The organism is Qipengyuania benthica (assembly GCF_030717865.1).
Taxonomy (GTDB): Bacteria; Pseudomonadota; Alphaproteobacteria; order Sphingomonadales; family Sphingomonadaceae; genus Qipengyuania; species Qipengyuania benthica.
This window is the reverse complement of the sequence record NZ_JAVAIL010000001.1, coordinates 1,029,301-1,052,617: the sequence shown is the minus strand read 5'-3', so window position 1 is coordinate 1,052,617 and position 23,317 is coordinate 1,029,301. Positions and strand designations below refer to the sequence as shown.

General features: G+C 66.2%; 19 protein-coding genes and 1 tRNA gene. 16 read left to right on the top strand and 4 right to left on the bottom strand.

Annotation, left to right across the window (positions count from 1 at the left end; genetic code table 11):
* Positions 1-2 precede the first annotated feature (2 nt).
* Entirely contained in the window at positions 3-1,217 is a 1,215-nt protein-coding gene (locus tag Q9K01_RS05250) for a BaiN/RdsA family NAD(P)/FAD-dependent oxidoreductase (protein WP_305929128.1), read from the top strand.
* A 94-nt stretch (positions 1,218-1,311) separates the two neighbouring features.
* Here the strand turns inward: Q9K01_RS05250 and Q9K01_RS05245 are convergent, their stop codons facing one another.
* Positions 1,312-2,133 carry a tetratricopeptide repeat protein gene (locus Q9K01_RS05245; RefSeq protein ID WP_305929127.1) on the bottom strand — a complete coding sequence of 274 codons (822 nt, stop codon included), beginning with the start codon at positions 2,131-2,133 and terminating at the stop codon, positions 1,312-1,314.
* 574 nt (positions 2,134-2,707) lie between these two features.
* On the bottom strand, positions 2,708-3,160 hold the full coding sequence (locus Q9K01_RS05240) for a hypothetical protein (protein WP_305929126.1): 453 nt from the start codon (positions 3,158-3,160) through the stop codon (positions 2,708-2,710).
* 173 nt (positions 3,161-3,333) lie between these two features.
* Here Q9K01_RS05240 and Q9K01_RS05235 point away from each other — a divergent pair, with 173 nt between their 5' ends.
* The 4 genes from Q9K01_RS05235 to Q9K01_RS05220 all read left to right on the top strand — a co-directional run bounded on the left by Q9K01_RS05235 (position 3,334) and on the right by Q9K01_RS05220 (position 10,483).
* Positions 3,334-4,242, top strand: a complete 909-nt coding sequence (locus Q9K01_RS05235; RefSeq protein WP_305929125.1) for a tyrosine-type recombinase/integrase — start codon at positions 3,334-3,336, stop codon at positions 4,240-4,242.
* A gap of 4 nt (positions 4,243-4,246) precedes the next feature.
* Positions 4,247-5,440: an IS91 family transposase gene (locus Q9K01_RS05230; protein WP_305929124.1), complete on the top strand. Its 1,194-nt coding sequence runs from the start codon at positions 4,247-4,249 to the stop codon at positions 5,438-5,440.
* A 1,497-nt stretch (positions 5,441-6,937) separates the two neighbouring features.
* The gene (locus tag Q9K01_RS05225; RefSeq protein ID WP_305929123.1) at positions 6,938-8,767 is read left to right on the top strand and encodes a hypothetical protein; all 1,830 of its coding nucleotides are present in this window, start codon (positions 6,938-6,940) and stop codon (positions 8,765-8,767) included.
* 390 nt (positions 8,768-9,157) lie between these two features.
* The gene (locus tag Q9K01_RS05220; RefSeq protein WP_305929122.1) at positions 9,158-10,483 is read left to right on the top strand and encodes an OprO/OprP family phosphate-selective porin; all 1,326 of its coding nucleotides are present in this window, start codon (positions 9,158-9,160) and stop codon (positions 10,481-10,483) included.
* A gap of 216 nt (positions 10,484-10,699) precedes the next feature.
* On the opposite strand, the gene Q9K01_RS05215 is transcribed toward Q9K01_RS05220, so the two are convergent.
* Positions 10,700-10,870 (bottom strand): hypothetical protein, encoded by a 171-nt coding sequence (locus Q9K01_RS05215; protein ID WP_305929121.1) that lies wholly within the window; start codon positions 10,868-10,870, stop codon positions 10,700-10,702.
* 162 nt (positions 10,871-11,032) lie between these two features.
* Between Q9K01_RS05215 and Q9K01_RS05210 the strand changes: the two genes are divergently transcribed.
* The 4 genes from Q9K01_RS05210 (at position 11,033) to Q9K01_RS05195 (ending at position 13,663) form a co-directional block, all read left to right on the top strand.
* Complete coding sequence (locus Q9K01_RS05210; protein WP_305929120.1) at positions 11,033-12,010, top strand: endonuclease/exonuclease/phosphatase family protein; 978 nt, start codon at positions 11,033-11,035, stop codon at positions 12,008-12,010.
* Positions 12,011-12,098: 88 nt separating this feature from the next.
* On the top strand, positions 12,099-12,446 hold the full coding sequence (locus tag Q9K01_RS05205) for a VOC family protein (protein WP_305929119.1): 348 nt from the start codon (positions 12,099-12,101) through the stop codon (positions 12,444-12,446).
* Positions 12,447-12,587: 141 nt separating this feature from the next.
* The gene (locus Q9K01_RS05200) at positions 12,588-13,202 is read left to right on the top strand and encodes an outer membrane protein (protein WP_305929118.1); all 615 of its coding nucleotides are present in this window, start codon (positions 12,588-12,590) and stop codon (positions 13,200-13,202) included.
* Between the two features lie 23 nt (positions 13,203-13,225).
* A complete protein-coding gene (locus tag Q9K01_RS05195) occupies positions 13,226-13,663 on the top strand; it encodes a DUF1801 domain-containing protein (protein ID WP_305929117.1) in 438 nt (145 codons plus the stop codon).
* A gap of 228 nt (positions 13,664-13,891) precedes the next feature.
* Here the strand turns inward: Q9K01_RS05195 and Q9K01_RS05190 are convergent, their stop codons facing one another.
* Positions 13,892-16,774 (bottom strand): TonB-dependent receptor, encoded by a 2,883-nt coding sequence (locus Q9K01_RS05190; RefSeq protein ID WP_305929116.1) that lies wholly within the window; start codon positions 16,772-16,774, stop codon positions 13,892-13,894.
* A gap of 329 nt (positions 16,775-17,103) precedes the next feature.
* On the opposite strand from Q9K01_RS05190, the gene infA reads away from it, so the two are divergent.
* The 7 genes from infA (at position 17,104) to Q9K01_RS05155 (ending at position 23,258) form a co-directional block, all read left to right on the top strand.
* Complete coding sequence (gene infA / locus Q9K01_RS05185; RefSeq protein WP_007163491.1) at positions 17,104-17,349, top strand: translation initiation factor IF-1; 246 nt, start codon at positions 17,104-17,106, stop codon at positions 17,347-17,349.
* Between the two features lie 13 nt (positions 17,350-17,362).
* Complete coding sequence (locus Q9K01_RS05180; RefSeq protein ID WP_305929115.1) at positions 17,363-17,947, top strand: Maf family protein; 585 nt, start codon at positions 17,363-17,365, stop codon at positions 17,945-17,947.
* A gap of 23 nt (positions 17,948-17,970) precedes the next feature.
* On the top strand, positions 17,971-18,954 hold the full coding sequence (locus Q9K01_RS05175; protein WP_305929114.1) for a ribonuclease: 984 nt from the start codon (positions 17,971-17,973) through the stop codon (positions 18,952-18,954).
* Positions 18,951-19,139 (top strand): DNA gyrase inhibitor YacG, encoded by a 189-nt coding sequence (locus Q9K01_RS05170; protein ID WP_305929113.1) that lies wholly within the window; start codon positions 18,951-18,953, stop codon positions 19,137-19,139. Before Q9K01_RS05175 ends, Q9K01_RS05170 begins: the two co-directional genes overlap by 4 nt.
* Positions 19,140-19,250: 111 nt before the next feature.
* Positions 19,251-19,326: transfer RNA gene (locus Q9K01_RS05165), tRNA-Phe, on the top strand.
* A 199-nt stretch (positions 19,327-19,525) separates the two neighbouring features.
* Positions 19,526-20,326 carry a phosphoribosylaminoimidazolesuccinocarboxamide synthase gene (purC, locus tag Q9K01_RS05160; protein ID WP_305929112.1) on the top strand — a complete coding sequence of 267 codons (801 nt, stop codon included), beginning with the start codon at positions 19,526-19,528 and terminating at the stop codon, positions 20,324-20,326.
* Positions 20,327-20,396: 70 nt separating this feature from the next.
* On the top strand, positions 20,397-23,258 hold the full coding sequence (locus Q9K01_RS05155) for a M16 family metallopeptidase (RefSeq protein WP_305929111.1): 2,862 nt from the start codon (positions 20,397-20,399) through the stop codon (positions 23,256-23,258).
* Positions 23,259-23,317: the final 59 nt, after the last annotated feature.

Below are 23,317 nucleotides of genomic sequence, written 5' to 3'. Positions count from 1 at the left end.
ACATGACGCAATACGACGCCATCGTGCTGGGCGCCGGAGCCGCCGGGCTGATGTGCGCCGCGCGCGCCGGGCAGCGCGGGCTCAGGGTGCTGCTGCTCGAGCGCGCCGAGCAACCGGGCAGGAAGATCCTGATCTCGGGCGGCGGGCGCTGCAATTTCACCAATCTGGGCGCGGGCCCGGCGAATTATCTCTCGGCCAACCCGCATTTCGCCAAATCGGCGCTGGCGCGCTACACCGCGCGCGATTTCCTCGATCTGGTCGAGCGCCACGGCATCGCCTGGCACGAGAAGACGCTGGGGCAATTGTTCTGCGACGGTTCGGCCAAGCAGATCGTCGCGATGCTGCTGGCGGAGTGCGAGCGGGCAACCGAAAACGGCGGCGATGTCACCCTGCGCTGCGGCGAGGAGGTGACGGAGGTCGCGGCGGAGGATGGCTACACCGTGCGCACCCGGAGCGGCGAATATCGCGCGCAAAACCTCGTCATCGCCACGGGCGGTCCATCGATCCCCAAGATGGGCGCGACCGGCTTCGCCTACGAGCTCGCGCGCCAGTTCGGCTTGAAGCTCGTCGAGCCCCGCCCCGCCCTCGTCCCGCTGACGCTGGGCGGCGACGACGTGCTGTTCCGCGAGATCTCGGGCGTCGCCGCGCCGGTCACCGCGACCGCCAACAAGCAGGCGTTCTCCGAGGCGGCGCTGTTCACCCATCGCGGGCTGTCGGGGCCGGTGATCCTGCAGGTCTCCTCCTATTGGAAGCCCGGCGACCCGGTGAGCGTGGATTTCCTCCCCGAGCGCGAGACCGGCTGGCTGCTCGCCGCCAAGCGCGCGACCCCACGCGCCACGCTGCGCAGTGTGCTGCGAGAGGCACTGCCGCACCGCCTCGCCGATATCCTCGCCGAGCGGATCGGGATCGCCAGCGAGTTAGGCAACGCCCCCGACGCCGCGCTGCGCGAGGCCGAGACCCGGCTGGCACGCTGGAGCTTCCACCCCAACGGCAGCGAAGGCTTCGCCAAGGCCGAGGTCACCAGCGGCGGCATCGCGACCGGCGAACTGTCCTCGCAGACGATGGAAGCAAAGAAGCACCCCGGCCTCTACGCGATCGGCGAGGCGGTCGACGTCACCGGCTGGCTGGGCGGCTACAATTTCCAATGGGCCTGGGCCAGCGGCGTCGCCGCGGGGGAGGCGCTGGGGGGGATAGCGGCGTCGGTCGGCTCCCCGTAGGCCCCAGAGCATTCGGAAAATCGGGAGCCCGCTTCGGGTGCGGAACCGATCCGATCGGAACATCCGGATTCGGGTGGAACACGGACGTGAGCGGTCAGCTCTCCAAGAAGCTCCGCCAGCTGGGATCAATCGGGCGACCCGCCGCCTCGTTCAAATCGATTGCCCGGAGCATCGAAGTCCGGCTTGCCGGATCGCCTAGCCGGCGTTGCAAGACAGCCAGATTCACCCAGTCCTGTGGCCTGCCGGGAGACACACTCAAAAGGCTCTCCAGTCGCGAGACGGCCAGGGTAGGTTCGGCCCGCTTCATAGCCATCGCAACAAGTGTGCGATGAGCCGCGATCGCATCCGATTGCGGCAACAAGCCCGTATCGATCATCTTGATCAAAGCTTCCTCGCGCAATGCTCGGCTCTGAATACCGTCTCCGATTGCATACAGCCTCTGAGAGGCGGCCAGACGTTCCTCGGCATTGAAGTGGTCTTCATCCGCCATACTACGCAGAAGGCTTGCGCCCCGCTCCGCGTCGCCGTTCTCCCACGACCGGTCAGCTTTTGCGAGCAAGCAGGCAGCTTCCTTGCTGATAGCCTCGCCGTCGCTGCGGCAGGTTTTCGTCGTGATCTTTCGGGTTCCCCCAGCGAACGGATCCATTCCGGATCCTGGGACCAAGCCCATGACGCCGGTGTCTGTCGCGACGGGGCCGTCCTTGCGCACAGGAGCCCTCGGTAGCCGAGAGCCGGTCAAAACCATGCGCCTGTCCGCCGAGCCATAGACGACGATGGCGGGCGCCGGTTCCGGCGCAGTTTCGTCGTCATTCGTCTCGACGCTTTGAGGCCTCTGGGGGACCTCGAGACTCTGCTCCGCGTAAGCCGGAGAAGCAATTGCGATCAGCATCGGCACGATCCAAACCAATTTCGACATGAGTCTTCCCTCGAACGCGCGCTTCAACCTGATCGATAAAGAGCATACTGGCAAGCAGAACGCCAAAGCCTTGGCGAAGCGATTATGCGACGTCCGCAATCGGGCCGTCCGCCGTCGATCGGACTCCGCAGAAATCGCGGCAGGCCGCCGATCCGCTTGCGCACTTGCGCACGTGCCGGGCCCGTTTTTCGGTGCCCGCTCTCAAAAAAGGCGATTTTCTGTCGCTGTTCCGGGGAGCCGGTGCCGATGAAACTCCACCGACAGTCCCCTCCCGGTGAAGTTTCAAAGGCCAGCCATCGCAACCCGCGATTAAGATCGAGCGGACGGTTGGATGCGTCAGAGATTGCACCTCTTGATATTTGTTGCAATCGCAAAAGTGCCCGGTGCGATCGCCGATTTGCCGGCAGCGTTCCACCTGCGCGGCTTATTGGGACAAGATCGCGGCAGGCCGTCGTTCCGCTCCTGGCGCTTATCTGCGGTGGCAAGAATGTCCGATGGTGGGGTGGGAAGCTGCCATCAAATGGCGAAAACGCTCTCAGCCGAATGTATAGACTTATTCCGTAACGGGTTTTATCTAGATACAGCCTGCAACTGAGCGTACGAACTTTTGATAACCTAGGTTTGGGTAACCACTCGCACGTTCTGCTAAAATGAGGCTAATATTAGTCACTTGCTCGCAACCCAGCATTTCCAAGCTCGGGTCGAAGCTAGGGGCCGCGTATTCTGCGATAATTTCTTCAGACGGGAATATGATAAAGATAATAAGTTCATTTCCTGCCCACACGACCTTGTCTTCGTCATCAAATCTTTCGAACCGAAAGTCGAGGTTGGTGGTTATAGTCCCATCGTGGATCGATACACCTGACCAGCTTTTTAGTCCGAGGCCTTCGGCAAATTCAGATACCCTAAACAATGCCTCATCATGAAAAAACCGCTTTCTCAGGCCATCTCCCTTCAAGATTTCATTATGCTCTCTCAACGTCTGGCAAAGCTGCTGAGCGCTTTCATAGGGGGTGCTGGCTTCCATGAGAGAAGCCTAGTCCTAGCCTGCCATGGCGGCAATTGGGTCGATGAACGAACCCGCTGCGCGGGATGAGCGCTGACGGTGAGGTTCGGGTAAGACTTCGGGCTCCACGTCTGGATTGAGCAAGACCCCAGACAGGCAGAGCATTTCGGCTCCTTCAACCAAGGAGTCGAACGATGAACGAGCTCATTTCCATTGCCCCTGTCAGCCCGCTGCGCCAGCGCCTGATCGACGATATGAACATGCGGCACTTCGGCCGCGAGACGCAGCGCAACTACATCCGCGACGTCGGACGCTTTGCCACATTCCTTGGTCGTCCTCCGGATACGGCCACGGCGGAAGATCTGCGCCGGTTCCAGGTCGAGCAGCGCGAGGCGGGTGTGCCAGTGCCGACCATGAACAGCGTGGTCTCGGCGCTGAGGTTCTTCTTCACCCAGACGCTCGATCGGCCGGACCTCGCCCGCAGGCTGGTTCGGGTGAGCCATCCGCGCAAACTGCCGGTGGTGTTGAGCCGCGATGAAGTGACGCGCCTGCTTAACGCAACCACCTGCCTGAAGCACCAGGCTGCGCTATCGGTCGCCTATGGCGCCGGGCTGCGCGTCGCCGAGGTCTCGATGCTCAAGGTCCGCGACATCGACAGCGAGCGGATGCTGCTGAGGGTCGAGCGCGGCAAAGGCGGGCAGTACCGCAACGCCATGCTCCCGGCGGACCTGCTGAAGCTCCTGCGTCAGTGGTGGAAGCTGGGCCACGAACAGGGCGTGATGCACCGCGATGGCTGGCTGTTCCCCGGGCAGCACTATCTCAAGCCGATCTCGACCCGCCAACTCTACCGTGTAGTCGTCGAAGCCGCGCAGTCTGCCGAGATCGCCAAGCGGGTTGGACCGCACACGCTGCGACACAGCTTCGCAACGCACCTGCTCGAGGACGGCATCGATATCCGCATCATCCAGGCGCTGCTCGGCCATGCGAAGCTGGAGAACACCGCGTTCTACACCAGGGTGGCAACGCGCACGGTGCGCGCGGTGACCAGTCCGCTCGACAAGCTTGGCCTGTTCCTGCCCGAGCCGGAGGCACCCTCCGGTTGAGCCGGTGCGGACCTCACTCGAGGTCGCCGACGTTTTCCGCGCTGCAGGCCCTGCCTATCGGACCGCCCAGTCCGGGCATCTGAGCTTGCATCAGCTGAAGGTCATGTCGGCGATCGAGCATTGCCGCACCGCTGCCCTTGGCGGGCACGTCGAGGCCTGCACCGACTGCGGACACTGGCGGATCGCCTACAACTCCTGCCGCAACCGGCATTGCCCCAAGTGCCAGGGCGCCGCCGCGCGGACCTGGCTCGAGGCGCGCGAGGCCGATCTCTTGCCGGTTGGCTACTTCCACGTGGTGTTCACGCTGCCGGCAGAGATCGCCGCCATCGCCTTTACCAACAAGGCGCTGGTCTACGACCTTTTGTTCAAGGCGGCGGCAGAGACGATGCTTACCATCGCCGCCGATCCGCAGCATCTCGGCGCCCGCATCGGCATCACCGCCGTGCTGCATACCTGGGGTTCCGCGCTGACCCACCATCCGCACGTGCACATGATCGTACCGGGCGGCGGGATATCTTCTGATGGCGGGCGATGGATATCGTCACGCCCGGCCTTCCTGCTGCCGGTGCGGGTTCTCGGCGCACTGTTCCGCCGTCTGTTCCTTACCCGGCTGCTCCAGCTCCACGACGCCGGGCGGCTCGCCTTCTTCGGCAGCCTGGCGCATTTGGCCGACCGCCGGGCCTTCTTGCGGCACCTCGCGCCGGTCCGGGAGAAGCGCTGGGTCGTCTATGCCAAGCCGCCGTTCGCCGGGCCCGAGGCGGTGCTCGCTTACCTGTCGCGCTACACGCACCGGGTGGCGATCTCGAACAGCCGCCTCATCTCCTTCGAACAGCGCGGCGTCACCTTCCGCTACAAGAACTATCGCCGCAGCGGAGCCGACCGGCAGCAGGTGATGACGCTTGAGTCCGACGAGTTCATCCGCCGCTTCCTGCTCCATGTCCTGCCATCCGGCTTCCATCGCATCCGTCACTACGGCCTGCTCGCCGGTACCAGGCGCAAGGATAGCATCGAGCTTGCCCGCAAGCTGCTCGCGGTCGCGCCGCCGCCCGAAGATGGCGCGGCCGAGGAGGCGCCTGATACCCGGCCGCCGTGCCCATGCTGCGGGGGTCACATGGTCGTGATCGAGACCTTCACGCGCTGGCAGCAGCCGCGTGCGCCACCATCCGCCACATCACTCATCCGGGAACTCGCGCCATGATCCGGCATGGCTTGTCTTCACTCCACCGCCCAGTCGTTGCGCTTCCGGCGATGCCACCGCTCGCGCTACCGTCGCCGACAGTCGACGGTATGGACCGGTCCAGCCATGATCCGGCCCACCATCTGCGCCGGGCACGCCTGCCGATAGCCACGATCCGATGCGTCAGCATCCACCCGGGCGGCAGTTCTCGTCACCCCGGGATCAGTCAAAAACCGAAAACCCCATAGCGAAGCGCGTGCGGCCCGCGGGTTCGGTCCTCGGAGACTTTCGTACGCCTATCGGCGCCCGAAACCCTTCACGTAAGCTGCCATGCAGCTTTTGGCAGAGTATCGCAGAAAGCCGCCAGTCCGCTTTTGGTGACCGCCGGTTGAGGTGCGAACGTCCGACTATGGGGTGGCAAGCGGACACAGGCTACAGGAGTTCTGGCACCAGGAGCTTGATTGGATACGATTCAATCAGGCGGTTCGACACACGAGGATATTCGGTTCGACTCGCCTTTGTGACCTCATGCGGCGTCGGAATGTCTAGCCTCTGGCATGAGGCCTCGATCACCAGCATAAGATAGTTCTTGTCGTGAACGCTTGTGGTGGTGTCTTGGAGAATGACCCCAACAACTGTGTTCAACTGCGTCCGGGCGACTTCCGCTTCCCCTGCCAAGGCACTTGCTATCAATAGCTTAAGTCTGCTGCTAGGCGAAACGGAGCGCCCGAGGGATTCGAGCGCGGCAACTCCAGCGTAGAGCTTCGCAACACACCGTTCGTAGTTTCCGGCGCGCCATGCTCGGAGTCCTTGGAAGATTTCGAAACGTGCCCTGATCATATGCCGCCCGCGATGCCATAGATGCAGAGCGGACTTCAACGGGGGAAGCCGCAAATGTCCGCTTGGGCGTCGTTTGCTGACAGGCAGCTTCTGGTGAAAATCTTGCGATAACGGCCCGACCGGTTTCAGCCTCGTGGCGAGCCAGCAGGAATGGCGTGAATTGGGTGGAAAGCAGCCGCGGGCTGATATTTGCACAGTATGGGCGGGTCGAGTGCGGGAAGGCAGTCCGCTACTGGCTTTCACTCGATCGAAGAAAAGACAGCGCAAGTTCCTAAGATGCAGCCACTCGCGGAAAGCTTATGCGCACCTTAGAGTCCTCCAATCAGTAGGAAGGCGATGAACGGCATCCCAAGCCGGAACTGAAACCTGCCGCATTTTCTTATTCCTTGAAGCTAAAGAACCAGCGATCCATTGGCCGGGTTAGCCATGCCCTTATCGATGTTAAGCAAGGAATTCTTCTTTTGAAGGATGGTTCTTCAAAAAAGGTGGGGGTGGTTAAAATCGCGCTCCTGATCGTGTAGGGAAGAATGTGGGGACCACAGTGAAACTTGCAGCAGCAAATCCCCACGCCTTGGACGGACTGCCCAAGGAGGTCGGTACTACGATAGCCTCCCGTCCCTCTGGCGGCTGCATTCCGCGCATTCGTCGGGCCTCGCGCAACCAGATGAGGAGACACATATGACCGCTATCCACAAGCTTCGCACCGCCCCGGTTCTCAATTCGGGAGGAGTCGCGCTGGCGTTCGGCCTTTCGCTTGCGCTCGCAACTCCCGCCAAGGCGGATGACTGCCTGCTCGACACCAATGATGACGGCAATGCCGACACGAACGTCGATACCGATAGCAATGCTGATTCCGGTGGGGATTTTTGGAGTTTGGCATGCGGCGGCAATGCGGAAGCGACGGGGGGCTATAGTACCGCCATCGGGACCTACGCGAGTTCCGGTGCAGGGGCTACTGCCGTCGGCAGGAGCGCGACCGCCTCTGGTGAGGACTCGACAGCAGTCGGTGCCTCCAGCGAAGCCACCTTCAATGGAGGAACCGCCTTGGGTAATTTTGCGAGTTCGACAGATTACTACTCAACTGCCGTTGGTTACGGGGCTACCGCCAGCGGGTTTACGTCTCTTGCCGCAGGAAACTTTGCCGTTGCCGCCGATTTTTCGGTGGCTCTTGGCGACAATGCCAACGCCAGCAATGTCTCCACGATCGCCATCGGCGAGGATACCGACGCGAGCGGGGCCTACTCGATCGCAATAGGGGGTGACAGCAACGACAAGGATCGGTTGGGCGCCCAGGCATCCGTCGGAGGTACCGCTCTCGGCTCGGACACGTTCGCAACCGGAGAGAGTTCCACGGCCCTGGGACGGCGGGCATCGGCGACGAGCAATTACGCCGTCGCAATCGGTCTGGATTCGAGCGCCGCGGGCGGGAGCGCCGTAAGCATCGGGAGATCGTCCGAAGCGACGGACATCGCAGCTACCGCGCTCGGAACGTCGTCTATCGCCAGTGGAACCTTCGCGACTTCCCTCGGCGCCTATTCCGAAGCCATTCAGTTCGACGCCGTAGCCCTGGGTCACGCAGCCAAGGCCTCGGGAACCGGATCGTCCGCACTGGGCGGCGACGGCAGTGACGGGGATTCCCTTGGTGCGCAGGCAATCGGTCAGGAAACCCTCGCACTGGGCGCGGACGCATTGGCGGCGGGCACGCGCACGACCGGCTTCGGCTATGGTGCCTTCGCGGATGGGGTGCAGAGCACCGCCGCGGGCGCAGGTTCCGAGGCCAACGGTATCGGCGCGCTGGCCTTCGGCGCCTATTCGACCGCGCGCGGTTCCTTTTCGGTCGCGCTGGGCTATCAGAGCTACGCCCCGACGGACAACGCGACCGCCATCGGCTACGGGGCAAAGGCGCAGGCCGGAAATGCGACCGCCATCGGAACCGGCGCCAGTGCGAACTACAACGGCTCTACCGCGGTCGGTAACGGTTCTACGACCACCGCCAGCAATCAGGTCATGCTGGGCGGTTCCGGCAGTTCGGTGGTGGTGGCGGACATCGCCGCCAGCACCGCAGCGCAGCAAGGCCCGGTGGACGTGGTCACGGTCGATGCCAGCGGCACGCTAGGCAGGCAGGCGGCCGCGTCTGCCGCCTCGGTCGACACCGTGCGCGTGTCGATGAACCATATCGCCGCGGTGAGCGACGCGCAGTTCTCCGCGCTCGGCAACCGGGTCTCGGGTCTCGAAGGCGAGGTTTCGACCCTGTTCGATCTGTCGCGCACGATCGACAAGGATGCGCAGGAGGGCATCGCTGCGGTCGCTGCAATGGCGCACCCTCACTTTCCCAGCGAGGCGGGCAAGACCAGCTATGCCTCGAACGTGGCGGTGTACCGCGGCGAAGTGGGTTTCTCCGCTGGCCTGATGCACCGCCTCGAGGGCGACTTCGCGATCTCTGCCGGGGTCACCTACGCTGGCGGCGAAAGCACCACCTTCAAGGCGGGGGTCGCGGGCGAGTTTTGAGCGCTCGGTTTCCCGGCTTGCGCTGGAAAAGGATTGGGCCGCTTCCGGACGTGCCGGAGGCGGCCCGACTTCGCCTGACGACATGCGATGAACGGAAGACAATTCGCCGGCGACGACGAAATTCACCCCTACGTCCACGGTGGGTCGTTCGTCGCCAGTGGCGCCTGGCAAACAATCGCAGAGAGCCGCCGGTCGGCTGTCGGCGCGCGGCTGGCGGCGTCCGGTCTTGCCGGTGCTGCCCCAAACGGTTCCGCGGACCTGCCGGCTCCGGATGTCACAGGGGCGTCATGAACCGGTCGTAACGGCGACCCCCATTGGTCACAATGTCAGAGATTCGTAACAATGCACCTCACCCGGTTTTCACTCATGGCAGCAGCCTTGGCCGGCACGATGACCACGCCGCTTCACGCGCAGTCCTCGAGCGAACCGTCGGAGGAAATCGAGCGCTTGCGGGCGCAGGTGGCGGAGCTCGGTCAGCGGATCGATCGGCTCCAGGAGCAGCTGCGGGAGGCGCCGGAAGACAGGCCGGAAGAGGGCGCGGCTCCTGCCGTTCCGACTGCCTCCCGCGCTCCTGCAGCTTCGCCCCCGGGCCCGCGGACCGCGATCGCCTTCAAGGGTGCACCCGAAGTCAAGCATTCGAGCGGGTGGAGTTTCAAGCCGCGCGGTCGCCTCATGTACGACGCCGGCTTCACCAGCGTGCCGGGATCTCCGGGCAGCGACGAGGGCTTCGGCAACGAGGTGCGCCGCGCCCGGCTGGGCGTGCAGGGGGATATCCCCGGGGGGTTCGGCTACAAATTCGAACTCGACTTCGCCGGCGATGAAGTCGAGGCGGCCGATGCGATCCTGACCTACGAAACCGGCGATGCCGAAATCGCGATCGGCCATCAGAACAATTTCCAGTCGCTCGAGGAGCTGACCAGCAGCCTGCACACCAGCTTCATCGAGCGCGCGGCCTTTACCGACGCCTTCGGGTTCGAGCGGCGGATCGGTGTTTCCGCGAGCTATGAGAGCGGCCTATTTCTGGCGCAGGCCGGCGTCTTCACCGACAATTTCGACGACACGGACACAGACAATCGCGGCGTCGACGGCCGCTTCGTCGTCATGCCGGAATTCGGCAATGCGCAAGCCCATCTCGGCGCCTCGATCCACTACAACGATCTCGGCAAGCCCGGCGACGCGGTGCGCTATCGCCAGCGCCCGCTGGTCCACTTCACCTCGGATCGCTTCGTCAACACCGGCACGATCGGTGCGCAGAGCGAATTGGGATACGGGCTGGAAGCGGCCCTGATCTCCGGCCCTTTCCACGCCGCCGCCGAAGCCTTCTGGCAGCGGGCCGACCGTCCGGGGGTGCTGGCCGACCCGACCTTCTTCGGCGGCTATGCCGAGGTCGGGTACTTCCTCACCGCCGGCGACAGCCGGGGATACAAGGGCGGCAAGTTCGACCGGGTCAAGCCGGCCAATCCGCTCGGCGAGGGCGGCATCGGCTCGGTCCAGTTCAACCTGCGCTACGACCGTCTCGACCTCAACGACGCAGGGATCGTCGGCGGAAAGCAGGACGGCTATTACGCGTCGGTGATCTGGAAACCGATCGACTACGTCCTCTTCATGCTCAATTATGGGCATCTGAACTACGAGGACGCAGCCCTCGCCACCGCTGGCGGAGACCGGTCCTACGGGGTCGATGTCCTCGGCGTGCGCGCGCAGATCGATTTCTGACCGGCGGTCGCACTGCCGGCGTCGGCGTGCAACGCGGTCGCGCGCGCGCACTTGCTTGGAGAATATCGCGTCATTCGCGTGTTTCGGGGGGGCGGCCGGGGTTCGTCCATGCCGAGAAAGCGTAGCTCGAAGCGGCGGCGCCGCTCGCGCAGCACCTCATCGCGACCGGCCGCCGCTCCGATGGCCCCCTCCGATGGCCCCCAGCGATGGCTTAGCCTAGTGGGCGACGGGCGGAGCCGGCCTGGCGGTAGCTTTGTCGCTGAGCGGGCCGCCGGCTGCGGCGTTCCGACTGGCGGTCTTGTCGCCGCCGCCGCTCTGCGCCGCGTTCTTCTGGTAGTATTTGTATCCGACGTAACCGAGTGCCCCAAGGGCGGCGAGCTTGATCATGGCAAGGTCCTTTGGTTGAAGTCCTTTGGTTGAAAGCCGGTTAAATGCTCGGACCGCTCGAAAGGTCCTGTCGGCCGTCTGATTGCCGCAAGACCGAGCATGGCGCGCGTCGTTGGGGAACCTCCCCGCTCCGCGCGCCTTGTTCGGATGAGGGGGGAAACCATGAAGAAACTCGGATCTGCGCTGGTCGCCATTTCGGTCCTGATGCTGGTCGCGGTGCTGGTATCGCTCGTGCCGAGCGATATTTGGTTCATCAGGACCGTGGATCTGGTGCGCGAGCCGATCTCCTATGCGGCGGCACTGCTGCTCGTCGTCGCGCTGTTCGTCGGCGGAGCGCGGCGCTGGGCGGCGGTCGCGATGTTCGCACTGGTCATCGTGATCAACGTCTGGCGGATCTGGCCCTATTCCGCCCTCGCGGAACCGCAACTCGCGCTCGCCGGAGATGCAACCGCAGCGGCGGCGGCAGAAGGCCGGTGCTTTTCCGCGATGGCGGTCAATGTGAAGGTCGAGAACGAGCAATACGCCCGGATTGCCGCGCAGGTTGAGCGATACGATCCCGACGTGCTGTTCCTGATGGAGACCGACACCCGCTGGATCGAGGCGCTGGAGCCGATCCTGGCGGACTACGATCATGTCCAGAGGCATCCCCAACCCAAGGCGTTCGGTCTGGTGTTCGCCACCCGACTGCCGGTGCTGAAGTCGAATGTGGTCGAAAACACCTATCGCGATACGCCCACTGTCTACGCGACGCTGCAACCCGCCGGGTCGCGGCCGATCGAGTTCATCGGCTTGCATCCCAAGCCGCCGCTACCGGACTGGAACACCGAGCGGCGCGACGAGAACATCGTCAACGCGGGGGTCCAGACCCCCGACCGGCTGCCCGACGCCATCGTGATGGGCGATTTCAACGATGTGCCCTGGTCGCGCACCACGACGCGGTTTCGCGAGACCGGCGACTGGCGCGATCCGCGGATCGGGCGCGGGACCTATCCCACCTTCCCGGCCGATTTGCGCGCAATCGGCTGGCCGCTGGACCAGCTGATGCTGAAGGGCGATCTGGACCTGCAATCCTTCGCCGTGCTGCCCGACAACGGCTCCGACCACCGCGCGATGATCGCCCGGCTCTGCGGATCGCCGTGACCCTTGCCCGCAGGCTCGCGGCGGGGCATCCTTCACCGAGCGCTGCATCGAAGGACGCGGTGCGGGTTCGATAGCCGGAGTGTTGGCCGTGGCTGTGACCAGGATCGTCGCCAATCTCGCTGCGCCGGACCCCGCCGCGCTCGCCCAGTTCTATCGAGAGGTCTTCGAACTCGACCTGACGCTGGATATGGGATGGGTCGCGTTTCTGGCGAGCGATGCAAGCCAGGCGATCGAACTGCATACCGCCTCGCAGGGCGGATCGGGCACGCCATTGCCGGTGATCTCGATCGGGGTCGACGACCTCGCTGCCACCGAAGCCGCGGTCCGCGCCGCCGGGGCACAGATCGTCTACGGCCCGGTCACCGAGGACTGGGGGCTGCGACGGTTCCACTTCCGCGACCCGGCGGGCAATCTCGTCAACGTGGTCGACAGCTAGCCGCGCCGCGCGCCGCGCACACCGTGCGGCTTTCCACCGCTCGACCCGTTCGCCCGCAGCGTCCTGCGGTTCACCTTCGTGCAATCCGGCATGCGCGAAAGGCGCGGCGAGCCACCGCTTCAACGATAAAGGAACACACCCATGAAACCGCTTCTCACCGCCGCCATCCCGGCCGCCATTCTCGCAGCCGGCCTCGCCGCCAGCCCCGCTTCCGCGCAGGCTGCGGCGCCCGGCGGGCTCTATGTCGGCGCGCTCGCCGGTTACGAGGGTATCGATGTCGAGGCCGCCGACGGCTCGGCCAGCGCCAGCGCCGATGCCGCGGTTTACGGCGTCACCGCGGGCTACGATCTCAGCCTCGGCAGCGCTTTCGTCGGGGTCGAGGGCGAATATTCGACCAGCGGCGGCTCGACCGAATTTCCCGCCAGCTTCGGCGGTGCGCGCGACGGGCTCGAGGCCGACGGGCAGTATTACCTCGGCGCGCGCGCCGGTTTCGCGGTGACCCCGGGCATCGCCGCCTATGGCAAGCTGGGCTACACCTCGCTCGACACCAGCGCCTTCACCAGCGCGGGCTCGCTGGGCGAGCTCGAGGGCAATGCCGACGGGATCCGCTTCGGCGGCGGGGTGCAGGTGCAGCTGCCCGGTCCGCTCGAGGCGCGGCTGGAATACCGCCGGTCGAGCTACAAGGATCTCAACGACGGCACGTTCGGCGATGCCTCCACCGATCAGGTCGTTGCCGGGGTCGGCCTGCGGTTCTAGAACCCTCGCGGGAGGTTCCCGCGATGACCGAGAACAAGACCAGGCCGACCGGCGACGACGTCGCGGCGCTGCTGGACGCAATTGCGGATCCGCAGCGCCGCGCCGATGCGCAAGCCGTCTGCGCCATGATGGCGCGCGCCAGCGGCGAGAGCCCGCGGGTGTGGAGCGGCGGGATGGTCGGCTTCGGCACCTACCGCTATCGCTACGAGAGCGGGCGCGAGGGGGAGTGGTTCATCACCGGCTTCGCCTCGCGCGCCGCGGCGCTGACGCTCTATGTGATGGACGGCTTCCCGCAGCACCAAGAGCTGATGGCGCGGCTGGGCAAGTACAAGACCGGCAAGTCGTGCCTCTATGTCAATCGGCTGGCGGACGTGGACGGCGCGTTGCTGGAAGAGCTGGTGACGCACTCGGTCGCGCATATGCGCGCGACGCATGAGACCGGCGCGCCGGGCGAAGGTTAGCGCGACCCGATGCAGATCCCAGCTTTCGCTGGGATGACGAGAAGGGCCGGAAGGGTGTTGACGAGCTGGGCAGGAATGACCGACGCGAGGCATTGAGCGGTTCGCCGGCAATCGCCTGCCCATTGCGGACACCCCGGCGTCATCCCAGCGAAAGCTGGGATCTCTGGCGGTCGGGCAACCGGCACGACCGCTCCTTGGACCCTCCCCCGGAGGGGAGGGAGCAGAGGGTCAGAACAGCTTGCGGATATCGATGCCGATATAGCGCCCGGTCGGGTCGATCCGCAGCGGGTCGTAGGCGAGCGGGGTGACGCCATTGGCGTCGACCACCTCGCGGCGGGTGTCGAAGATGTTGTCGATAGCGAGCGAGACCCGCAGTCCGTCGAGTACGCCCGACTCCGCACCGGTCACCTCGCCCAGATCGGCGAACAGCCTGAGGTCGAAGGTCGCCAGATCGCCGAAGAACAGGTCGCTGCTGCCCGCCAGGCCATCGCCGCGCAACTCGCTCGGTCCGACGTAACTGCCCGAGACGCGCATCCCGTAGCCCTGCCAGAACAGACCACCCTCGAGCCGCGCGCTGTAGACCGGCACCCCGCCGCCGCCGAGCACGAAGCCGTCGCGCTGGTCGAGCACCGGACCATCGGCTGCGACCACGACCTCGTTCTCGATCGCGAAATTATGCGTCAGGCTGAGGAAATAGCGCGGGCGGGTGTCGGGGTTCTCGCCGCCGCCCATCATCCCGCGGAAACCGCCGCCGCGTCCGCCGCGCCGCCCGCCGCGCGCGGGCTGAGCCTCGGCCCCCCCCTCGCCCGCCGCCACGCCCGCACTGCACAGTTGCGCGCGCACTTGCGCCAGCCGCTCGGGATCGATCTCCCCGGCCTCCTTCCGCAACCGCGCGAGCATCGGCTCGGGCAGACCCTCCAGCTTGGGCGGATCGGTGCAGAGCGCGGCGCGAATCGCTTCCATCCGTTCGCCGCCGCTTTCGGCGCCCGGCTCGCCATCGGCTCCGCAAAACCGCTCGCGAAGCTGCGCGATGCGCTCGGGCGGGATGGTGCCGTCGGCGCCGCGAAGCCGTTCGAGCAGCGCCTCGGGCAGCCCTGCGAGATCGGGGGTCTCGCCTGCGGGAGTGGCGCAGAAGCGGACCCGCATGGCTTCCATGCCCTCGCGGTCCATGGTGACGGTGGCGCTGCCGCCAGTCGGGCTCGCCGCGCCGGCACCGCGACCACCACGGCCACCACGGCCAGCAGGCGCTTCGGGCGCTTCGGGCGCTTCGGGTTCGGCGCCGATCCTGCCGCTGGTGTTGATCCCGAAGGAGAGCACCTTGCTGCGGGTTGCGAACAGCGTGATCGGGCGGCGATCGAGCTCGATCAGCTGCCCCGCATCGTTGCGGGTGACGCGATCGGGGAAGGCGGCTTCGAAGGCGGGGCTCAGCCCGGGGGCGCTCGCGGTGACATCGTTCGAGCGGTTGACCGCATAATCGAGCTGGAGCCGCGTGTCGTCGACGAAGGGCAGTTCCCAATTGGCGGAGAACTTCCAGTCGGCCTGGGTTTCGGCCGCCAGCGCCGGATTGCCGCCGGTGACGACCGTCGCCAGCACGCTCTCGCCGGTGGCGAAATCGAACACGGGAACGTTGAAATCGACCACCTGCGGATCGCCCAGCGCGTTGAGGCCCGGCGCGACCTCGCGCCAGATCCGCGTGGCGGAAAGGTTGAGATTGTCGAAGGGCTGCCAGTTGAGGCCGAGGCTCCAGTCGGTCAGCGTACCGAAATCGGAGAGTTCGTTGATCCCCGCCTGACCCGTGAGCGAGATCGAGCCGATCGCATCGGCGAAACCCTCGCGGCGGCTGGTCAGCGGCACCACGAGATTGACCCCGGCCGAGACATCGCCGCGCGTGAGCCGGCTGTCCTGCGCGCTGCGGGTGTCGGAGCTGATGATGCGATCCCAGTCGTAGCCGAGATCGAAGGTGGCCGCGACCTCGCCTCCGGGGAGATAAAGCGGCGAACCGGTGATCGTCGCCAGCGTGCTCGCGCCCCACAGCGTGGAACGCGCGGTGTCGACGCCGGCATCGCCGAGCGCGGGCAGCGCACCGTCGATCGCAAGCGTCCCGGCAAGCGCCTGCGCCTCGAGCGCGGCGGTGTCGGCGCGGCGGTCGATCCGCGTGCGGCTGTAGGCGCGGCTGGCATCGAAGGTGGCGGTCAGGTTCCAGCCCTCACCCAGCGGCCGGTTGTAGCTGCCCGAGCTGGCGATGGAATTGCTCGCCAAATTGCGCTCCAGCGGATCGCCCGCGCCGAAGGTGCGAAAGGCGTTGTTGCCCGCGGGATCGGTCAGCAGCACGCTGTCCAGCCCCGACAGGCTGCGGCTTTCGTTGTAGGCGCCGGTGAGATTGAGGCTGATCGAGGAGCCGCTGTCGATGAAGGCCTTGGCGTAATTGGCGGAAGCCTCGACGCCGGCGCTGTCGGCGATCAGGCTGCGGAATTCGAGCGGATCGGGATCGCTTGCGACATCGCTCAGCGATCCGCCGGCCTGCGTCAGATCGCGCTCGGCCTCGGTCAAAAGGCTGGTGTCCTCGAATTCGAGATTGAGATTGATCCGTGCGCCGTCGCTGATCGTCAGCAGCGAGAATTCCTGCTCGCTTTGCGAAGTTCCGCCGATGCCCGGCTGGCCGTATTCGAGTTCGACCTCGCGGCTGGAGAAATTGTTCTTGAGGATAAAATTGACCACCCGCCGGTCGGGCGAATAGCCGAAGCGCTGCGCCACTTCCTCGGGGAAGACCTCGACCTTCTCGATCGCTTCGGGCGGGTAGGAGCGGAACTCGCGGAAGGAGCCGATCCGCACGCCATTGACCAGGAAGATCGGGCGTCCGCCGCCGCCGCGGCCGCGCGCGCTGCCGGTGGCGGGCTCGATCGCCTGGAGCAGGTCGTCGATCGAACCGGCTCCCAGCGCGGCGATATCCGCAGCGTCGAGTTCGAGCACCGGCGGCTGTTCGACATCGAGCGCGCCGCGCTGGCGCGTGGCCGTGACCACGATCTCACTGCCGACGATCGGCGCCTCGGCCTGCGGGTCGAGGCCGTCGAGCTCGCTGTCGGGAGCCTGGCTCGCGGGAGCCGGGGGCACATCCTGGGCCGCAAGCGGCACAGACAGGGGGAAAGCGCCGGCCAGCGCCAGAAGAGAAACCGTCGATGCGAACCGCAAGGAGCATACCTTTCGAAAAATCGTAACTGGTCGCCCCCGCTGCGACGGCATTGCGGCAGGAATTGCTTCGGCACAACCACCAAGCCTGTCGCGAAATGTAACCGATCGGTAGCGGTGCGTCGCTGGTCTAAATAGCGGGAAGGCTTTCCTTTTGCGCTCCGCACGGCTAAGGGGCGCGACCCGGAGGGGCAATACTGCTCGTCCCCCGCTTTGCGAATGTCTCGCGAAGCTCTCACGAACCAAGGAATCACATGGCCAAGGAAGAACTCCTCGAAATGCGCGGCAGGGTGGTCGAATTGCTGCCCAATGCGATGTTCCGGGTGGAGCTCGAAAACGGCCATGAGGTGCTCGGCCACACCGCCGGCAAGATGCGCAAGAACCGCATCCGCGTGCTGGTGGGCGACGAAGTGCTGTGCGAGCTGACCCCCTACGATCTGACCAAGGCGCGGATCACCTACCGCTTCATGCCGGGTCGCGGCGGTCCGGGGCCGCAATAACGCGCCGCGCCGCATGAGCGCGCCCGCTTCCCCGCTTCGGCTCATCCTCGCCTCCGCCAGCCCGCGCCGCCGCGAACTGCTCGCGCGGCTGGGGATCGAGGCGGATGCCGTGCTCCCCGCCGACATCGACGAAACTCCGCACAGGGCCGAGCTGCCGCGCGACTATGCGCAGCGCATGGCGCGCGAAAAGGCGCTGGCGGTGGAGGCAAAGGGTTTCGTGCTGGCGGGCGACACCGTGGTCGCCGCCGGACGCCGCATCCTGCCCAAGGCCGAGGACGAAGCCACCGCGCGCCGCTGTCTCGAACTGCTGTCGGGCCGCCGCCACCGCGTGCTGTCCGCCATCGCCTTGCACGCACCCGACGGGACCATCCGCGAACGGCTGAGCGAGACCGCGGTCAAGTTCAAGCGGCTCTCCGCAGACGAGATCGATTTCTATCTCGCCGGCGGCGAATGGCACGGCAAGGCGGGCGGCTACGCGATCCAGGGCGCGGCCGAGGGGCTGGTCTCCTGGCTTCAGGGCAGCCATTCGGGCGTGGTCGGGCTGCCGCTGTTCGAGACCCGCGCGCTGCTCAAGGCGGCAGGTTTCGCGCTTGGCTGAGATATCCCGATGAACCTGGCCAAATGAACTGGTATGTCGAGCAGGGCATCGCCGAGGAACGAGGCGTCCGGCTCGAGCGCGGGCGGATCGTCGAGGCGCGGCTGCACTGGCCGGGCGCGCTGACCGCGGGCCAGGTCGAGGATGCGGTGCTGGTGTCGCGCGCCAGGAGCAGCCAGCGCGGAACCCTGCGCTTCGCCAGCGGCGAGGAAGCATTGGTCGACCGGCTCCCGGCCTCGGCCAGCGAAGGCGCCGCGATCCGCGCGCGCGTGACCCGCGCCGGAACCCGCGAGCGCGACCGGATCAAGCTGGCGCAGGCCACCCCCAGCGATGACGATTTGCGCCCCGCCCCGACGCTTGCCGAGCAATTGACGCTCGCCGGAGAAACGGCCGAAACCGTCCGCCGCTTCCCCGAGGATGGCCACGAGGACGGGTGGGAAGACCTCTGGCTCGAAGCCTGGTCCGGAACGGTGGAGTTCGACGGCGGCGAGCTGGCGTTCTTCGATACCAGCGCGATGCTGCTGATCGATGTCGACGGGCCCGACGATCCGCGTCGCCTCGCGCTCGCCGCAGCCCCCGCACTGGCGGACGCGATCGGGCGGTTCGATCTGGCGGGTTCGCTCGGCGTCGATTTCCCGACGCTGGCGGCGAAGGCCGATCGCAAGGCGGTCGATGCTGCGCTGGATAGCGCACTGGCGCACTGGAACCACGAGCGGACCGCAATGAACGGCTTCGGCTTCGTCCAGCTGGTGGCGCGCTCGGAGCGCCCCTCGCTGCTGCGCCGCCTGCATCACGACCGCACCGGAGCCGCCGCGCGGCTGTTGCTGCGCCGCGCCGAATTCGTCGAGCAACCCGGCCGCCTGCTGTTGACCGCCAATCCCGCCGTTCTTGCGCGGCTGCGGCCCGAATGGCAGGCCGAACTGGCGCGGCGGAGCGGGCGGGAGGTGTCGGTGCACGGCGATCCGGGACTTGAACTCGAAACCGGGTTCGCGCAGGCGGTGCCGCTATGACCGCAACGAAAAAGACCTGCCCGATCTGCAAGAAGCCCCGCATCGAGGAGCACGCGCCGTTCTGCTCGCAGCGCTGCCGCGACCGCGATCTCGCGCACTGGTTCGGCGACAGCTATGCCGTGCCCGGCCGCCCCGCCGCGCCCGAGGAAATCGCGAGCGAGGTGATCCGCGGCGAGGAGGACTGAAAACGTCCTTGCCAAGCGCAGGAGCCTTCGCCATAGGGCGGCGCTCCAACCGCTCGCCGGTCGCCGAACAGCCCCTTGTGGGCCTCTTCGTCCGATGAGGCGCCCGGACAGGCCCAGGTAGCTCAGTTGGTAGAGCATGCGACTGAAAATCGCAGTGTCGGGGGTTCGAATCCCTCCCTGGGCACCACTTCCCCCGATCCCGCTTCCTCAATACGTCCCCTTTACGGGTCCGGCACATCGATTGCGTCGCCTGCAAGCCTCATGTAAGCAGGCCGCCCTGCCCCCGGTCTGCGGATTGCACCCGATTCCGCGTCCCGGGGCGTCTGTTTTTCGTCGCACCTATCGTTGCACCCAACGTCGCACCCAATGTTGCAAGGAAACGCCGCATGGCTCGTCGCCGCCAGATCTACGAAGGCAAGGCCAAGATCCTCTACGAAGGACCCGAGCCGGGCACCATCATCCAGTATTTCAAGGATGACGCCACCGCCTTCAACGCCGAGAAGAAGGGCACGATCAACGGCAAGGGCGTGATCAACAACCGCGTCAGCGAGTACATCTTCACGCGATTGTCGCATATCGGCGTGCCGACCCATTTCATCCGCCGCCTCAACATGCGCGAACAGCTGGTGCGCCAGGTCGAGATCGTGCCGATCGAGGTGGTGGTGCGCAACATCGCCGCGGGCTCGATCTGCAAGCGGCTCGGGCTGGAAGAAGGCGAGCCGCTGCCGCACACGCTGATCGAATATTACTACAAGGACGATGCGCTGGGCGATCCGCTGATCGCCGAGGAGCACATCGCCTGCTTCAACTGGGCCAGCGGCGAGGAGATGCAGGACATTTCCTCGATGGCGATCCGGGTCAACGATTTCCTGTGCGGCATGTTCGCCGCGATCGACATCCGGCTGGTCGATTTCAAGCTCGAGTTCGGACGGCTGTGGGACGGCGATTTCAGCCGCATCATCCTGGCCGACGAGATCAGCCCCGACGGCTGCCGGCTGTGGGACGTCAACACCGGCGAGAAGCTCGACAAGGACCGCTTCCGCCGCGATCTGGGCGGCGAGGAAGAGGCCTATCGCGAGATCGCGCGCCGACTCGGCCTGCTCCAGAACGAAGACAATGGCGCGGGCGAGGTGTTCGACCTGTCGGCGCATCGCGGCCGGTTGCGGGGCAGCAAGCCCAAGAAATAGCCGCTTTCGCAACGGCTTGTCGCAACGGCTTGTCATTGAGGGTTCAGCCGCGATCGGGCAGGGTCGCGGCATGAAGCTTCGCTACTCGACGCGCCTCGCGTTCTCGCTCTTCGTCACCACCGCCGTCGCCGGGGTTCTCTCCGCTCCGGCTTTTGCCGAGCCAGTCGGCTGGAACGCGAGCGACTGGGAGCTCGAGGACAGCGAGTTCGAGCCCGAAAGCGGCTGGCATTTCGGCCGGCTCGAGAACGGCCTGCGCTATATCGTCCGCCGCAACGACCGGCCCGAGAACACCGCGCTGGTGCGGATGGACATCGCCGCCGGTTCGCTCGACGAGCGGTCCGAGGAGCGCGGCTATGCGCATTATGTCGAGCATATGGCGTTCAACGGTTCGACCAATGTTCCCGAAGGCGAGGTGATCAAGCTGCTCGAACGGCTTGGCCTGGCCTTCGGCGCAGACACCAACGCCTCCACCTCCTTCGACTACACGCAGTACAAGCTCGACCTGCCGCGCGCCGACGAGGAACTGCTCGACACCGCGCTGATGCTGATGCGCGAGACCGCGAGCGAGCTCGATTTCGACGAAGCGGCGGTCCAGCGCGAGAAGGGTGTGATCCTCGCCGAGCGACGGGTGCGCAATGGCTATGCGCTCAAGAACACGGTCGATTCGCTCGAATTCGCCTATCCCGGCGCGCTCATCGGCGAGCGGCTGCCGATCGGCACCGCCGAGATGCTGGAGGCTGCGGATGCGGCGGCGTTGCGCGCCTTCTGGGAGCGCGAATACGTCCCTTCCGACACGGTGATCGTGGTGGTCGGCGATTTCGATCCCGCACTGGTCGAAGCCAAGATAACCGAGCACTTCGGCTCCTGGCGCGCGGCGCCCTCGCCCGAGCAGCCCGCTGCCGGCCCGATCGATCCCGATTACCGCGGCACCACCGACATCTATCTCGACCCGGCGCTGACAGAGACGATCACGCTGGCGCGCCACGATGCCTATGTCGATCGCCCCGATACGCGCGCCGAGCGCCGCGCGGCACTGTTGCGGCAGGTCGCGACGGGCGCACTGTCGCGGCGGCTGCAGCGGCTCCAGCGCAGCGAGGATCCGCCGTTCCGCGGGGTCAGCTTCTCGACGTCCGACCTGTTCGAGGCCGGTCGCACCACTTCGCTCGGCGTCGCCAGCGAGGAAGGCCGCTGGCGCGAGGCACTGGATGTGGCGGTGGAGGAATACCGTCGCGCGCTGGCGCACGGCTTCAGCGAGGGAGAGATCGCCGAACAACTCGCCAATATCCGCACCGGCCTGGAAAACGCGGTCGCCAACGCCGCGACGCGCAGCAACGCCGCGCTGGCCGGGCAGGCGCTGGCCGTGGCGCGCGGCGATTTCGTGCCTACGGCGCCCGCCGATGCGCTCGCCCGGTTCGAGACCGTCGCTGCAGAAGCGACCCCCGCCGAGGTGCTCGCCGCCCTGCGCGCCGAGAGCATCGCGCTCGACGAACCGCTGATCCGCTTCTCGGGCAAGACCGCGCCCGAGGGCGGCGAAGCGGCCTTGCGCACTGCGGTGGAAGCCGCCTTCGCGCGCCCCGTCGCACCGCCGCAGGACATGGCCGCGGCGGAGTTCGCCTATACCGATTTCGGGACCGCCGGAGAGGTGGTCGAGGACAGCCGCACCGCCGCGCTCGACATCCGCACGATCCGCTTCGCCAATGGCGTCATGCTCAACCTCAAGCCCACCGATCTGGCGGACGACCGGGTGACGGTCCGGTTCAACATCGATGGCGGGCAGATGCTCGCCTCGCGCGCCGATCCGCTCGCGGTGGAACTGACCGGGCTCTACACCGCCGGCGGGCTCGGCCGGCACAGCCGCGACGAATTGCAGTCGATCCTCGCGGGCCGCTCGGTCGGAGCGGGCTTCGGCGCAGGCGACGAAACCTTCGCCGGCGGCGCCACCACCACGCCGCGCGATCTCGAGCTGCAGCTTCAGCTGATGGCGGCCTATCTGACCGACCCCGGCTACCGCGCCGAAGGGCTCGGCCCGTGGCAGCGCTCGCTGGCGGATTTCTTCGCCCGGCTGGGCCGGACTCCCGAATCGGCGCTCGGCGAGGGACTCGGGCCGCTGCTTTCGGACCAGGACCCGCGCTTCACCCGCCAGCCGCTCGAAGCCTACCGTGCGCTCGATTACGAGCAGCTGTCCGCCACCATCGGCGAGCGGCTTGCGAATGGTGCCATCGAGATCGCGCTGGTCGGCGATTTCGACGAGGAGGAGGCGATCCGGATGGTCGCGCAGACCTTCGGCGCGCTGCCGCCGCGCGAACCGGCCTTCCGCGCCTACGAGGGCGAAAGCCGCGAGCGCAGCTTCACCGAGCGGCGCGAAACCGTCACGCTGACTCATGGTGGCGAGCCCGATCAGGCGCTGCTGCGGATGGTCTGGCCGACCGCCGACGACAGCGACTGGGCGCGCACCAGCCGCTTGACGCTGCTTGCACGGGTCATGCGCCTGGCGCTGACGGAAAAGCTGCGCGAGGAGCTGGGGCAGACCTATTCGCCCTCCGTCGATAGCAGCCCTTCGGATATCTACCGCGATTACGGCACCTTCAGCCTCGGCGCCTCGGTCGATGTGGCGCAGCTCGATGCCGCGCAGGCCGCGATGGAGGACACCGTGCGGACGATGATCGCCGACGGACCCGATACGGATCTGGTCGAGCGCGCGCGCCAGCCGGTCCTCGAAGGGCTCGAAAACCGGCTCAAGACCAATGGCGGGTGGATGGGTCTGGTCGCCCGCGCCCAGAGCGAGCCCGAGAACATCGACCGCTTTCTCGCAGCAAGGGATCGCCAGCTGGCGATCACCCCGGAGCAACTGCGATCGCTCGCGGCGGAGTATCTCGATCCGGCGCAAGCCGTGCGCATCCGCGTCGTCCCCGAAGCCGGCGCCGGCGAGTGACCCGGCGCCGATTGCAAAAACCCGGCGGCATCGGCATAGGCGCGCGATACGTGACCGCC